Source organism: Microbacterium sp. CFH 31415 (assembly GCF_022538185.1).
Taxonomy (GTDB): domain Bacteria; phylum Actinomycetota; class Actinomycetes; order Actinomycetales; family Microbacteriaceae; genus Microbacterium.
Genome location: NZ_JAKYXC010000001.1, coordinates 168,340 through 181,466, shown reverse-complemented (window position 1 = coordinate 181,466; position 13,127 = coordinate 168,340). Strand labels below are relative to the sequence as shown.

The 13,127-nt window shown below is 70.5% G+C and carries 15 protein-coding genes; 5 read left to right on the top strand and 10 right to left on the bottom strand.

The annotated features are described in order from the left end of the window. Positions 1-122: 122 nt before the first annotated feature. Both MK786_RS00905 and MK786_RS00900 read left to right on the top strand, forming a co-directional pair. Entirely contained in the window at positions 123-1,202 is a 1,080-nt protein-coding gene (locus MK786_RS00905) for a GNAT family N-acetyltransferase (RefSeq protein WP_241110383.1), read from the top strand. Continuing rightward, a complete protein-coding gene (locus MK786_RS00900) occupies positions 1,199-2,302 on the top strand; it encodes a GNAT family N-acetyltransferase (RefSeq protein ID WP_241110382.1) in 1,104 nt (367 codons plus the stop codon). The genes MK786_RS00905 and MK786_RS00900 overlap by 4 nt, the downstream gene beginning before the upstream one ends. Before the next feature lie 34 nt (positions 2,303-2,336). Here the strand turns inward: MK786_RS00900 and mutM are convergent, their stop codons facing one another. From mutM to MK786_RS00870, 6 genes are all read right to left on the bottom strand, one after another. Next, positions 2,337-3,260: a bifunctional DNA-formamidopyrimidine glycosylase/DNA-(apurinic or apyrimidinic site) lyase gene (gene mutM, locus MK786_RS00895; protein ID WP_241110381.1), complete on the bottom strand. Its 924-nt coding sequence runs from the start codon at positions 3,258-3,260 to the stop codon at positions 2,337-2,339. Next, entirely contained in the window at positions 3,253-3,954 is a 702-nt protein-coding gene (gene rnc, locus MK786_RS00890; RefSeq protein ID WP_241110380.1) for a ribonuclease III, read from the bottom strand. Before rnc ends, mutM begins: the two co-directional genes overlap by 8 nt. Before the next feature lie 16 nt (positions 3,955-3,970). Then, entirely contained in the window at positions 3,971-4,180 is a 210-nt protein-coding gene (gene rpmF / locus MK786_RS00885) for a 50S ribosomal protein L32 (RefSeq protein ID WP_241110379.1), read from the bottom strand. Between the two features lie 2 nt (positions 4,181-4,182). Further along, on the bottom strand, positions 4,183-4,737 hold the full coding sequence (locus MK786_RS00880; protein ID WP_241110378.1) for a DUF177 domain-containing protein: 555 nt from the start codon (positions 4,735-4,737) through the stop codon (positions 4,183-4,185). Positions 4,738-4,811: 74 nt separating this feature from the next. Beyond that, complete coding sequence (gene coaD, locus MK786_RS00875) at positions 4,812-5,309, bottom strand: pantetheine-phosphate adenylyltransferase (protein WP_241110377.1); 498 nt, start codon at positions 5,307-5,309, stop codon at positions 4,812-4,814. A gap of 13 nt (positions 5,310-5,322) precedes the next feature. Then, a complete protein-coding gene (locus MK786_RS00870; protein WP_241110376.1) occupies positions 5,323-7,482 on the bottom strand; it encodes an ATP-dependent DNA helicase RecG in 2,160 nt (719 codons plus the stop codon). 74 nt (positions 7,483-7,556) lie between these two features. On the opposite strand from MK786_RS00870, the gene MK786_RS00865 reads away from it, so the two are divergent. After that, entirely contained in the window at positions 7,557-8,138 is a 582-nt protein-coding gene (locus tag MK786_RS00865; RefSeq protein WP_241110375.1) for a 1-acyl-sn-glycerol-3-phosphate acyltransferase, read from the top strand. A gap of 22 nt (positions 8,139-8,160) precedes the next feature. After that, entirely contained in the window at positions 8,161-8,739 is a 579-nt protein-coding gene (gene rsmD / locus MK786_RS00860) for a 16S rRNA (guanine(966)-N(2))-methyltransferase RsmD (RefSeq protein WP_241110374.1), read from the top strand. A gap of 1 nt (position 8,740) precedes the next feature. Here the strand turns inward: rsmD and thiL are convergent, their stop codons facing one another. Then, on the bottom strand, positions 8,741-9,730 hold the full coding sequence (gene thiL, locus MK786_RS00855) for a thiamine-phosphate kinase (protein ID WP_241110373.1): 990 nt from the start codon (positions 9,728-9,730) through the stop codon (positions 8,741-8,743). Positions 9,731-9,752: 22 nt separating this feature from the next. On the opposite strand from thiL, the gene MK786_RS00850 reads away from it, so the two are divergent. Continuing rightward, positions 9,753-10,232: a DUF3515 family protein gene (locus tag MK786_RS00850; protein ID WP_241110372.1), complete on the top strand. Its 480-nt coding sequence runs from the start codon at positions 9,753-9,755 to the stop codon at positions 10,230-10,232. 12 nt (positions 10,233-10,244) lie between these two features. Here the strand turns inward: MK786_RS00850 and MK786_RS00845 are convergent, their stop codons facing one another. From MK786_RS00845 to MK786_RS00835, 3 genes are read right to left on the bottom strand one after another with little or no spacing between them, the layout of a single operon-like run. Beyond that, the gene (locus MK786_RS00845) at positions 10,245-11,336 is read right to left on the bottom strand and encodes a D-alanine--D-alanine ligase family protein (protein ID WP_241110371.1); all 1,092 of its coding nucleotides are present in this window, start codon (positions 11,334-11,336) and stop codon (positions 10,245-10,247) included. Beyond that, on the bottom strand, positions 11,236-12,372 hold the full coding sequence (locus MK786_RS00840) for an NAD(P)H-dependent glycerol-3-phosphate dehydrogenase (protein ID WP_241110370.1): 1,137 nt from the start codon (positions 12,370-12,372) through the stop codon (positions 11,236-11,238). Before MK786_RS00840 ends, MK786_RS00845 begins: the two co-directional genes overlap by 101 nt. Further along, positions 12,362-13,108: a 1-acyl-sn-glycerol-3-phosphate acyltransferase gene (locus tag MK786_RS00835; RefSeq protein WP_241110390.1), complete on the bottom strand. Its 747-nt coding sequence runs from the start codon at positions 13,106-13,108 to the stop codon at positions 12,362-12,364. The genes MK786_RS00840 and MK786_RS00835 overlap by 11 nt, the downstream gene beginning before the upstream one ends. Between the last annotated feature and the right edge of the window lie 19 nt (positions 13,109-13,127).

Here is a 13,127-nt window from a genome sequence, read left to right as displayed (position 1 = left end):
TACCCGGCAACCCCCCGGGTGCCCCTCCTCGCGCCCGGCCCGGCCGGGCGGGGGGCCCCCCCCCCCCCCCGGGGGGCGGGACCCCCTCCCTCACTTCCTCCGCATCCACCGAAAGACGCATCATGAACACACTCACCGACATCGAGTTCCGGCCGCTGATCGTCCCGGAATCCATCGATGCACCCGACGCCGCCGACTTCGTCGAGATGGTGCGGGTGCGCAACCTCGTGTACCGCGAAATCTCCGGCCACGGCGACCACAGCATCCCGGCCGACGAGCTGCTCCCCCACTTCCAGCCGAACGAGTACGAACGACGTCACATGTGGCTCATCGTGGACGACGGCGCCGTCATCGGGCGGGTCGGATGCGACCTCCCGCTCGAGAACGGTTCGAAGGTCGCGTTCTGGCTCATCGAACTGCTCCGTGAGTCGTGGGGCCGGGGCGTCGGCTCCGCCGCGTACGAGCTGCTCGAGCGCTTCGCACAGGAGAACGGACGCAACGTCCTGCAAGCCTGGGCGGAGCATCCTGCTGCTGACGGCCCGCGACTTGCTCCACCCACCGGCTTCGGAGACATCCCCGAGGATCACGGCGCCCGGTTCTTCCAGCGGCACGGCTACACACTCGAGCAGGTCGAGCGCTGCAGCGCCTTCGACCTGCGGACGCCGTTCGACACCGTCGAGCAGCTGATGGCCGAGTCGCAGGCCGCAGCATCCGATTACCGCGTCGTCCAGTGGTTCGCCCCGACGCCGCCGGAGTACGTCGACGGCTATGCGTGGATGAAGTCCCGCATGGTCACCGACGCCCCGTCCGCGGGGCTGGAGTTCGACGAGGAGACCTGGGATGCCGCGCGCATCGCCGAGCACGACTCCAAGTACACCGATTCGGGTCGCACCATCCAGGTGACCGCGGCGCAGGACATCGCAACCGGTGAGCTGTGCGCCTTCAACGAACTCGTCGTCGGCAAGGACCGCACCGAGGCCAGCCATCAGGAGGACACCCTCGTCCTCAAGGAGCACCGCGGCCACAGGCTGGGCACTCTCGTCAAGTGCGCCGGTTTGCTGTCGTGGCGCGACATCGCGCCCGACTCGCCTCGGGTCATCACCTACAACGCAGAAGAGAACCGCCCGATGCTCGACATCAACGAGGCGATCGGCTTCGTGCCGATCTCGTACGAGGGCGCATGGAAGAAGGTGCTCTCATGAGCAGTGTCACCGAGGCTCCGGCCATCACCGTCCGGCCCATCGTCGTCCCCGACTCACTGGATGCCGCCGACGCCGGCCCGTTCCTCGAGCTGGTGCGGATCGGGAACGCGGTGTGCCTGCACGACGCGGGCCACGACTACCTGCGCGAAGAGCCCGAGGAGATGCTCGGGTTCATGCAGGACCAGTCGGACTGGACCCAGCCGGCGTTCGCGGCCGAGCGCGCGGGCGTGATCCTCGGGGCCGTGCGGATGATGATCTCGAACGAACCTGACGCCCAGGCCCTCGAGTTCGATCTCATGGTCGACCCGCCGCCGGTGCGAGGGCAGGGTGCCGAAGAGCTGCTGCTGGCGGAGGTCGAGCGCGAAGCGCGTGACCGCGGGCTGGCGATCATCCAGACCTGGACGCTGCACCGCCCGGGTACCCCGGGGCGGAAGCTTGCCCCGTCGACCGGGTGGGGCGAGATACCGGCCGACGACGGTCCGACGCTCTTCGCGCTTGCGAACGGGTTCAGCCTCGAGCAGGTCGAGCGCAACAGCGTCTTCGATCTGACCGGGGACTTCTCCCTCGTCGAGCGCATGCTCGGCGAGGCTCGGGAGATCGCCGGAGACGAGTACCGCCTGGTCACCTGGACCGCTCCGACCCCGCCCGAGCACCGCGACGGGTTCGCCGAGGTGCTCGCGCGGATGTCGACCGATGCGCCGAGCGGCGGCATGGTCGTCGACGAGCAGCACTGGGATGCCGCGCGCGTCGAGCGTCGCGACGCCCGCCAGCGGGCACAGGGGCTCACCGTCTCGGTGGCCGCCGTGCAGCACATCCCGACCGGCGCCATCGCGGCGTACAACGAGCTCGTCATCTCGGAGGACCACTCGGGTGCGACGCAGCAGTACGGAACGCTGGTGCTCAAGGAGCACCGCGGACGCCGCCTCGGAACGATCGTGAAGTGCGCGAACCTGCTGCGCTGGCGCGAGGTCATGCCCGAGTCACCACGGGTTTCGACGTTCAACGCCGAAGAGAACCGACACATGCTCGACATCAATGAGGCGATCGGCTTCGTGCCGGCCTCATACGCGGGTGCGTGGAAGAAGACCCTCGTCCTGTGAGGGCGTATCGGTGGGGACGCGGTGCGTCGCGTCCTCACCGGCCCGTGGGCCGCGGCACCCGCTGACAATGCGGGCAGAAGTGGCTGGATCGGTTCGTGAAGGACACGCGGACGATCGGGCGACCGCAGCGTGGGCAGGGCTCCCCGGTGCGGCCGTACGCGTTGAGCGAGTGGGCGAAGTAGCCGGCCTGACCGTTGACGTTGACGTACTGCGCGTCGAAGCTCGTGCCGCCCTCGGCCAGCGCCTTGTCGAGCACGTGGCGCACTTCGCCGAGAAGACGGTTGACCGCCCGTGTGGCGAGGTCGGCCGCACGTGTCTCGGGATGGATGCGGGCGGCCCACAGCGACTCGTCGGCGTAGATGTTGCCGACCCCGCTGATGACCGTCTGGTCGAGCAGCACGCGCTTGATCGCGGACTCCTTGCGCACGAGGGCGCGGCGGAACGCGACATCCGCGAATGCCGGATCGAGCGGATCGCGCGCGATGTGCGCGACTTGACGAGGGACGGATGCCTCGGCCGCCCCGAGCCCGCCCGGAGCCCCGTCCGGCGTCGGGATGAGCTCGTCGATCGCGAGCGAACCGAATGTGCGCTGGTCGGCGAACACGACGGAGACCTCGCCGTGCGTCGGGTGCTCGAGGTCGATGCGCACCCGCTCGTGGCGCTCGGGCGCGGCGCCCGGAGCTCGCAGCAGCAGCTGGCCGCTCATGCCGAGATGGCCGACGACCGCCTCGAGCGGTGGTCGTCCACCACCATCATCGAGCGGGAGCCACAGGAACTTGCCGCGTCGGGCGGCGGCGCGAATGGTGCGCCCGGTGAGCGCGGTCTCGAACTCGGCTCCGGTGCCGGCGTGGCGCGTCAGCGCGCGATCGTCCAGCACCGTGACACCCCGCACAACGGCGCCGGTCACCGCGGGGGCGAGGCCGGCTCGGACGACTTCGACCTCGGGGAGCTCAGGCACGCCCGCTGAGATCCTGCCAGGCGCGCAGCGCCGCGGCCATCTCGGCCTGCTTCTTGCTCGTCCCGGCGCCCTGCGCTGTGACGTCGCCGACCACCACGGTGGCTGTGAACTGGCGGTCGTGGTCTGGGCCGGTCGACGAGACCGAATAGGCCGGAGGCTGGACGCCGGCGTGCGCGGCCAGCTCCTGCAGGCTCGTCTTGGGGTCCATCGCGGCGCCGTAGCGCTCGGGATCGGCCAGCAGCGGTTCGACGAGACGAAGCACCAATCCGGTCGCGGCGTCGGGCCCGGCCGACAGATACGCCGCGCCGATGATCGCCTCCGTGGTGTCGGCGAGGATCGAGTCCTTGTCGCGGCCGCCGGTCAAGTCTTCACCGCGGCCGAGCTTGAGGTGCGCGCCGAGGCCGATGCCGCGAGCGATCTCAGCGAGGGCGACAGTCGAGACGACGCTCGCCCGCCGCTTCGCGAGTGCGCCCTCTTCGAGCTCGGGGTGCCCGGTGAAGAGGCGTACCGTGACGGCCTGCCCGAGCACGGAGTCGCCGAGGAACTCGAGGCGCTCGTTGTGCGGGACCTGCCCGTTCTCGTACGCCCAGGACCGGTGCGTCAGGGCGAGCGACAGAAGCTCGGGGTCTATGTCGACCCCGAGCTTCTGCGTGAGCTCGGTGAGCGCGAGGCGCTCATCCATGACGTCGGTCATGTCGCCGGGGCGGCGATCAGACGTCGGCGACCTTGCGGCCCTTGTACTCGAGGAACAGCTCGGTGCCCTGCGAGTCGGTGACGACCTTCGCCTGGTGAGGACGGCTGTAGACCTTCTTGCCGTTCTCGACGGTGGTGGTCAGCGTGATGGGCGCTGCCTTCCACTGGGCGCGACGCGAGCGCGTGTTCGAGCGGGAGACCTTCCGCTTCGGGGGGTTACCTGCCATGGCTAGCTCTCTTCTGTGTTCTCGACGCGGAGGCGCGGTGCTTCTTCGTCGTGGTCTGTGGTGTAGTCCTTGAGCGCGGCCCAGCGAGGATCGAGGGACTCGCCCTGCTCTGGGCCGGTGCTGCCGGTCAGCCGCTCACCCGTGGCCGGATCGAGGCCGGGGCAATCCGGCTGACACACCGGCTGAAACGGAAGCGACAGGACAATCGCATCCCTGACCAGAGTTTCAAGATCCACGTGGTCGTCTTGAACCTCGAAGTCAGTTGCTTCCTCACCAGGATACGCGAAAAGCTCCTGAAACTCGACTTGGAGCGGCTCGGTGATGTCGGTGAGGCAGCGTCCGCAGACCCCGGAGTACTCCGTTGCTGCGCTTCCCGACACCAGGATGCCCTCGTGGACGGACTCGAGCCGGACGTCGAGGTCGAGCGGCACGCCGGCGTCGACCGACACCAGTCCCTCGCCCCACTTCTCCGGCGCGGGGGCCTCGAAGTCGAACTCCCGCATCTCGCCGGGACGGCGGACGATGTCTCTCACGCGGATCACGAACGGACCCGTCACATGCTGTCTGGCCACGATGAACCATCGTAGCGGCGCGGTCCTGTGCGAGGGCCGCGTGCGGCTGTCGGCCGGGTTCAGAGGTCGCGGGAGCCGGTGTCGAGGAAGCGCGCGACCGCCGGCGGCACGAACGGCGACACATCGCCGCCCAGCGAGGCCACCTGGCGCACGAGCGAGCTGGACACGAGTGCGTGCGCGGGATCGGGCAGCAGGAAGACGGTCTCGACGTGCGCGAGGTGCCGGTTGACGATCGCCATCGGCGTCTCGTACGCGACATCGACCTGCGAGCGGATGCCCTTCACGAGCACCCCGGCGTCAACGTCCGTCGCGTAGTCCACGAGCAGGCCCATGCTCCACGAAGCGACGACGACATCGCCGTCGATATCGCTGTCTGCGATGGACTGCTCGAGCAGAGTCAGGCGCTGAGCGATGGGCAGCATCGCCTCTTTGCCCGGGTTGTGCACGACGAGCACATGGAGCTGGTCGTAGAGCGAGGCTGCGCGTCGGATCACGTCGAGGTGACCGAGGGTCGGCGGATCGAAGGATCCGGGGACGACGGCGATCCGGCTGTTCATTCGGCCAGCCTATTCAATTCTTCGCGAGGGCCGCGCGCTCCTCCATGCCGACGCGGCGCTCGAGCGCAGCGGCGAGACCGGGGTGACGGGTGAGCGCAGGATCGTCGACCAGCACCGCCTCGGCGGCGATCCGCGCCTCGGCGATGATGTCGGCGTCCTTCACCACGCGCAGCAGCCGCAGCGACGAGCGCGCGCCGGACTGCGCGTCACCGAGCACATCGCCCTCGCCGCGCAGCTCCAAGTCGACCTCGGCGAGTTCGAACCCGTCGAGGGTCGCGGCGACGGCGTCCACTCGCTCCCGCGCCGGAGAACCGGCTCCCGCCTCGGTCACGAGCAGGCACAGACCCGGAACGCCGCCTCGTCCGACGCGCCCGCGCAGCTGGTGCAGCTGCGACACGCCGAAGCGGTCGGCTTCGAGGATGGCCATCGTCGACGCGTTCGGCACGTCGACACCGACCTCGACCACGGTCGTCGCGACCAGCACGTCGACCTCACCGCGGGCGAACGCCTGCATCACCGCGTCCTTCTCATCGGACGGCATCTTGCCGTGCAGCATCTCGACCCGGATGGCCGAGAACGCGGGATGCCTCGACAGCAGGTCGGCGACCTGCACGACGCCCCAGCGGGTGCGGGTCGCGCCGGCGTCGTCGGGTACCGGCTCGTCGGCGGTGTCGTCCTTGGTGAGCTTCTCGGCGTCGATCGCGGGACACACGACGAACGCCTGCCGGCCCTGCGCGATTTCCTCGGCGATGCGGTCCCACACGCGCCCGAACCAGGCCGGCTTCTCGGCCAGCGGCGCGACGAACGTCTGGATGCCCGCACGCCCAGCCGGCATCGTGCGGATCGTCGACACGTCGAGGTCGCCGAACACCGTCATCGCGACGGTGCGCGGGATCGGGGTAGCGGTGAGCACGAGCGCATGCGGAGACGAGCCCTTCGCGCGCAGGGACTCGCGCTGCTCCACCCCGAAGCGGTGCTGCTCGTCGACGACGACGAGGCCGAGGTCGGCGAACGTGGTGCTCTCGCTCAGCAGCGCATGAGTGCCGACGACGATGCGCGCCTGGCCCGACGCGGCCCGCAGCGCCGCCTTGCGTCGCTCGGCCGCGGGCATCTGCCCGGTCAGGAGCGTCGGCATGAGCTCGGGCGCGAGCTGCGGACCGAGCATCCGCGCGATCGAGCGCAGGTGCTGTGCGGCGAGCACTTCGGTGGGCGCGATCAGCGCCGACTGCCCGCCGCTCTGGGCGACCTGCAGCATCGCGCGCAGTGCGACGAGCGTCTTGCCCGAGCCGACCTCGCCCTGCACCAGCCGGTTCATCGGCCAGTCGCCCTGGAGATCGCGCTCGATCTGCTCCCCCACGCTGCGCTGGTCGGGGGTGCGCGGGAAGGGCAGCGCCTCATCGAAGCGCTCGAGCAGCGCGCCGGGCGCGCGGCGCGTGGCCGACAGTGCGCGGACGAATGCCCGCTGCTGCAGCAGCGCCGCCTGCAGCACGAACGCCTCGTGCATCCGCAGCGTGCTGCGCGCGCGCTCGATCTGCTCCTCGAAATCGGGACGGTGGATACGCTCGATCGCCTCGCGCGCCGCGAGCAGACCATGACGGACCCGCAGCTCGTCGGGAAGCGGATCGGGAACGGGGCCCAGACCGTCGAGCACGAGCGCGATGATCTTCGTCAGCTGCCAACTGGCGATCGTGCTGGTCGCTGGATAGATCGGAATCGGAAGGTGGGCGTTGGCCTCCGCCGTGAGACGCGCGGTCGCCTCGTCGTCGAACAGCTCGTAGTCGGGATGCGCCAGCTGCTTCGTGCCGCGGTACTCCCCCACCTTGCCCGCGAAGATGCCGCGCCGCCCCGTCTGCAGCTCTTTCAGGCGCCACGACTGGTTGAAGAATGTCAACGCCAGATCGCCGTGGCCGTCGCTGATCGTCACCTCGAGGATCGAACCCTTGCGATTCTGCATGCGGCGCTCGTTCGCGCGCCGCACCTCGGCCACGATCGTGACGGGCTCGCCGACGGGCAGCGACGAGATGGGAGTCAGCTCGCCGCGCTTGGCGTAGCGGCGAGGGTAGTGCGCCAGCAGGTCGCCGACGGTGCGCATACCGAACGCGCGCTCCAGCGCCGACGCGGTCTTGCCCCCGACGGCGCCGTCGAGACGGGACTCGAGGGAGAACGACGGCATGCGTCGAGTCTAGATTCGACCGGCGACCCCGCCGAGTTCGGCGTCAGCCCAGGCAGTTGGCATACGGTGGCGGGATGCTCCGACTCATCTCCCGCGTGTACTGGGCCTGCAGCCGCTGGACCCTGTCCACTGAGCCGGCCCCCACCCGACCGACCGTCCTCCTCGGGGTGCCGCACACCTCGAACTGGGACTTCGTCCTGATGCTCGGAATCGCGTGGCGCCTGGGCATGCACGTGCGCTGGCTCGGCAAGTCGAGCCTCTTCCGCGGCTGGCGCGGACCCGTCATGCGCAAGCTGGGCGGCATCCCGGTCGACCGCTCCGACCCGTCGCGCGTCGTCAGCGACGTCGTCGCGCGCATTCGCAGCGGCGAGACGTTCGGGCTCGTCGTCACCCCCGAGGGCACGCGCGGCACGGGCGACTACTGGAAGTCGGGCTTCTACCGCATCGCACGCGACGCGGGCCTGCCGGTCACGCTCGGCTACGTCGACCGCACCACGATGACGACGGGCCTCGGACCGACGATCGAGTTGTCCGGCGACGTCCGTGCCGACATGGACGTCATCCGTGCGTTCTACGCCGACAAGTCGGGCCTCCGGCCGGAACTGCGCACCGAGCCCCGCCTGCGCGAGGAGGACCCGTCGTCCGCGGCGGCGTGACCTGCGCGGCTATCGTGGGCGTGTGACGCGCATCATCGCCGGACGGGCCGGATCCCTCACGCTCGAGGTCCCCGACGCCGGCACCCGGCCGACGAGCGACCGCGTGCGCGAGTCCCTCTTCGGCGCGCTGGAGTCGGCCGAAGCCCTTCGCGGCGCAGCGGTGCTGGACCTCTATGCCGGGTCGGGAGCACTCGCGCTCGAGGCGATCAGCCGCGGCGCGGCGCGCGCAGACCTCGTCGAGAAGGCACCGCGCGCGGCCGGAGTGGTCCAGCGCAACATCGCGCGCGTGGCGAAGGCGCTCGGATCCCGCGAGGCCCCGATGACCGTGCACCGCACGTCCGTCCTCGCCTACCTGCAGACGGCGCCCGGCCCGTTCGACATCGTGTTCATCGATCCGCCATATGATCTCGGCGAGCATGAGCTCACCCATGTGCTGGAGCTGCTCGCTCCTGCGCTCTCCGCGCACGCGACCGTGGTCGTGGAGCGCGCGAAGCGCTCCCCGGAGCCGACCCTCCCGGCGGGACTCGTCGCGGATCGCATGAAGCGCTACGGCGACACCGCACTGTGGTGGTCGCGGCCGGCGGAGCCGGGCAGCGACTGACTCACCCCCGGCCGGCGTCCCAGTCCCGGTAGGGATCCCAGCCGCTGCGGCCGTCGAACGGCCTCCCGTCGACGATCACCGGATCGGCGCCGCGAGCCCGGACCTCGCCGATCGCCCGGAAGCCGTCCGGCAGCGAGGCGCCCGAGGGGAAGGTCGCGAGCAGTCCATGGTCCTCGCCGCCGGAGAGCGCGGAGGAGGCGTCGGCCCCGAGCGCGGTGGAGTCGAGAGAGACGGTGACTCCGGACGCCGCGGCCATCCGCGACGCGTCGAGGACGAGCCCGTCCGACACGTCCATCATCGCGGTCGCTCCTGCGTGCGCCGCCCGAGCACCGAGCGCCACCGGAGGTGCCGGCCGCAGCTGCACGGCAAGATCGGCCCGCTCGTCCGCGGACAGGACGCTCTCGTCGACGGGAACCGGCGTGCCCGCGGTATCCGTGAATCGATCGAACAGCACGCGCAGCCCGCGCTCGGCCCTGCCGAGCGTTCCGGCGACCGCGACGACGTCACCCGGGCGCGCACCCGACCGCAGCACAGGCGTCCGCCCGTCGAGCGAGCCGAGCGCGGTCACTGCGATCGTGAGCGTGTCCGACACGGTGAGGTCGCCGCCTTCGACGGCGCATCCGGGGGCGAGCGCGTCGCACGCCGCGCGGAGGCCGTCGGCGAGCCCCTCGACGAAGGACAGCCGGGTGTCGTCGGGCATCGCGAGGGCGACGAGCAGCGCGGTGGGTCGTGCCCCCATCGCGGCGATGTCGGCCAGGTTGACCGCCGCCGACTTCCAGCCGAGGTCGTACGCAGTCGACCACGCGAGACGGAAGTCGGGTCCGTGCACGAGCGTGTCGACGGTGGCGACCACGCGCGAGTCGGGGGCTGCGAGGAGCGCGGCGTCATCGCCGGGCCCGACCAGCGCGCCCGATGCGGGGAGCCGCTCGAGGATGCCGCGGAGGACCGCGCCCTCGGTCAGGTCGCCGACGCGCGGATCGGAGCCAGTCATCCCTCCAAGGTAGCCTGGGAGGGTGACCCGAGCGCGCCGCCTTCTCGCCTCTGTGCCGGCCATCGCCGTCGCCGCCACGCTCGCCGGATGCGCGAGCACGGTGTCGATGCGGCCCGCCGACGGATCGAACGACCCGGCGTGCGCCGACGTCTCGGTCGCGCTTCCCGGCGCCCTCGACGGACAGGCTCGCAGGTGGACCGACGCGCAGGCGACGGCGGCCTGGGGCGACCCCGCCGCCGTCCTCCTCACCTGCGGTCTCGATCCGCTCGGACCCACGACGCTCCCCTGCCAGACGGTGAACGGCGTCGACTGGGTCATCGACGAGACCGACGCCCCGAAGTACCGGGTGACGTCGTACGGCCGTGTTCCGGCCGTCGAGGTCTACCTCGACAACGATGTCGTCGCCAGCGCCGAAGTGCTCGACGCGCTGTCGGTCGTCGTGTCGCGCCTCCCCGCGGACGGCTCGACGTGCGTCTCCCGCGGCGACGCCGACGGCGCGTAGCGAGGCGGAGGACTACGCCGCGCGCTCGAGTGCGGTGTCGATGAGCTCGGAGATCAGCTCGGGGTACGTGACGCCCGATGCGATCCAGCACTTCGGGAACATCGAGATCGGCGTGAAGCCGGGCATGGTGTTGAGCTCGTTGACGTACAGCCCATCGGCGGTGAGGAAGAAGTCGACGCGGGCGAGCCCCTGGCCGCCCACGGCCTCGAACGCGCGCACGCCGAGCTCCTGGATCGCCGCGATCTCGTCGGCGGTCAGATCGGCCGGGCACACGACCTCTGCGCCGTCTCCGCCGAGGTACTTGCCCTCGAAGTCGTAGAACTCCCGGGTCGTCAGGACGATCTCACCGGGGAGGGATGCGCGCGCACGCGCACCCGCGCGGCCCTCGAGGATCGCGACCTCGACCTCGCGGCCGACGATCGCCGTCTCGATGAGCACCTTGTCGTCCTCGGCGAACGCGAGCTCGAGCGCGGCCGCGAGCTCGGACGCGTCGTGCACCTTCGAGACGCCGACGCTCGACCCTGCGCGCGCAGGCTTGACGAACGTGGGCTCGCCGAGGGCCGCGGCATCCGCTCGCACCCGCTCGGGGTCGAGGTCCCATTGGCGGCGCGTGACCGTGATCGACGGCGACACCGGCACACCGGCCGCCGCCAGGACGATCTTCATGAAGTGCTTGTCCATGCACAGCGCCGAGTCGAGCACACCGCCGCCGGCATAAGGGATGCCGAGCGTGTCGAAGAAGCCCTGCACGGTTCCGTCCTCGCCGTGGACGCCGTGGAGGATCGGCAGCACCGCATCCACCTCGCCCAGCTCGTCGATCGACCCGTCGCCGCGGCGCACCCGCAGCGCGCGATCGCCGCCGCCCTCGGGCCACAGCACGCGCGTGCCGTTGTCGACCACCTCGGGGAGGCGCTCGGCGTCCAGCGCGAACTTGCCGGGATCGTCGTCCTCGAGGACGAACACGCCGTCGCGGGTGATGCCGACCGGAATCACCCGGAAGCGATCACGATCGATCGCCCGCAGCACCCCGCCCGCCGTTGCGGAACTGATCGAGTGCTCGCTGGATCGACCGCCAAAGAGCACCGCCACCGCCGGCCTGTCCATTCTGAGTCCTCTCGCCCTTGGGGGTGTCGTCGTCCGTCGTGAGATGCGGCGCGATGTCGCGCGGGTTCATCGTGCCATCGAGGACCATCTTGACCTGCTCGACGATCGGCATGTCGACGCCGACCTCTCGTGCGAGCTGGAGGATGGGCGCCACGGAGGCGAGGCCCTCGGCCGTCTGGTTCATCTGCTTCACGACGTCGTCGAAGCGATAGCCCTGACCGAGCAGGCGCCCGGCGGTGTTGTTGCGGCTGAGGGGCGACTGGCATGTCGCGATGAGGTCGCCGAGTCCGGCGAGGCCCTGCAGCGTCTCGGGGTGCGCGCCGAAGGCCACCGCGAAGTCGGTCATCTCGACGAGGCCGCGCGTGATGATCGACGCCTTGGTGTTCTCGCCGTAGCCCACGCCGTCGACGATGCCGATCGCGACGGCGATGAGGTTCTTCAGCACACCGCCGAACTCGGTGCCGATCACGTCGGTGTTCACGAACGTGCGGAAGTAGCCGTTGCGGGCGCGGCGCGCGACCGCGTCGGCGGTCTCCTGGCTCGTCGACGATATGACGGCGGCCGTCGGCTGCTCGCGTGCGATCTCGAGGGCGAGGTTCGGCCCGGACGCCACCGCGATGCGGGCGGGGTCGCAGTGCAGCTCCTGTTCGATCACCTGGCTCATGCGCAGCCCGGTGCGCCGCTCCACGCCCTTCATGAGCGAGACGATCGGCACCTCGGTGCGCGACACGAGGGGGCGCACCGCCTTGAGGTTCTGGCGCACCGCCTGGCTCGGGATCGAGAGGTACACCTGATCCGCGCCGTCGAGGGCCTCCGACAGATGATGCGTCGCCGTCATGGTGCGCGGCAGGTTGATGCCGGGCAGGTACTCGCTGTTGCGCTTGGCTTCCTGGATCTCGCTGGCAAGCTCGGGGCGACGCGCCCACATCGTGACGTGGGCCCCTCCGTCGGCGAGGATCTTGCCGAACGTCGTGCCCCAGCTCCCCGCTCCGATCACGGTGACGCGCGGGCGTGCAGCATCCTGTCTACGGCTCAAGGCGTCCCGTCTCCTTCTGACCGTGATCTGCCGGGTTCCAGCGCTCCGCGGGAGCGGACTCGCCGCGCAGCTGCGCGAGGAGCTCGGCGATGTCGGCCATCACCCTGTCGGTCGCGCCCGCGAGGTTCACCGGGCCCTCTGCCTGATACGCGGTCAGGTCGACCGGGTCGCCGAAGAGCACCCGCACGCGTCGTCGGAGCGGCCACACCTTCAGCTTGCCGTACCTCGGCATGACCTGCTGCACGCCCCAGTGCGCCATCGGGATCACCGGGATGTCATCGGCCAGTGCCAACCGCACGGCGCCCGTCTTCCCGCGCATCGGCCACAGATCGGGCTCACGGGTCAGCGTGCCTTCGGGGTACACGATCACGCCGCGCCCGAGACGGACGAGCGTCTCGGAGGTCTCGAGCGTCTGTCGAGCGGATGCCGCGGACGACGCCCGGGCGACAGGGACCATGCCCGTCGCGCGCAGGACCGCGCCGAGCACGGGAACCCGGAAGAGGCTCTCCTTCGCCATGAAGCGCGGCGCGCGGCCGGCCTTCCAGACGGCCAGGGCCACGGCCAGCGGATCCGCTTCGGAGTAGTGGTTCGGCGCGAGCACGTACGCGCCTTCGCGAGGGAGCTTCTCAGCGCCCTGTATCTCGAGCTTGAACATCAGCGCGATGAGCGGGGCGGCGATAGCGGCGAGCGGCCAGAAGACGCTCGGACGCGTCTTCTCGCGGGACGCCGGCGGCATCGGTGACGAGGGCGACAAG

What these genes read in the sequence shown, in the direction of transcription:
- MK786_RS00835 (WP_241110390.1), bottom strand. Translation starts at nt 13,108, where the DNA reads ATGCCGCCGGCGTCCCGCGAGAAGACGCGTCCGAGCGTCTTCTGGCCG.
- rpmF (WP_241110379.1), bottom strand. Translation starts at nt 4,180, where the DNA reads ATGGCAGGTAACCCCCCGAAGCGGAAGGTCTCCCGCTCGAACACGCGC.
- MK786_RS00870 (WP_241110376.1), bottom strand. Translation starts at nt 7,482, where the DNA reads ATGCCGTCGTTCTCCCTCGAGTCCCGTCTCGACGGCGCCGTCGGGGGC.
- thiL (WP_241110373.1), bottom strand. Translation starts at nt 9,730, where the DNA reads ATGACTGGCTCCGATCCGCGCGTCGGCGACCTGACCGAGGGCGCGGTC.
- coaD (WP_241110377.1), bottom strand. Translation starts at nt 5,309, where the DNA reads ATGAACAGCCGGATCGCCGTCGTCCCCGGATCCTTCGATCCGCCGACC.
- MK786_RS00900 (WP_241110382.1), top strand. Translation starts at nt 1,199, where the DNA reads ATGAGCAGTGTCACCGAGGCTCCGGCCATCACCGTCCGGCCCATCGTC.
- MK786_RS00905 (WP_241110383.1), top strand. Translation starts at nt 123, where the DNA reads ATGAACACACTCACCGACATCGAGTTCCGGCCGCTGATCGTCCCGGAA.
- MK786_RS00865 (WP_241110375.1), top strand. Translation starts at nt 7,557, where the DNA reads ATGCTCCGACTCATCTCCCGCGTGTACTGGGCCTGCAGCCGCTGGACC.
- MK786_RS00845 (WP_241110371.1), bottom strand. Translation starts at nt 11,336, where the DNA reads ATGGACAGGCCGGCGGTGGCGGTGCTCTTTGGCGGTCGATCCAGCGAG.
- rnc (WP_241110380.1), bottom strand. Translation starts at nt 3,954, where the DNA reads ATGACCGACGTCATGGATGAGCGCCTCGCGCTCACCGAGCTCACGCAG.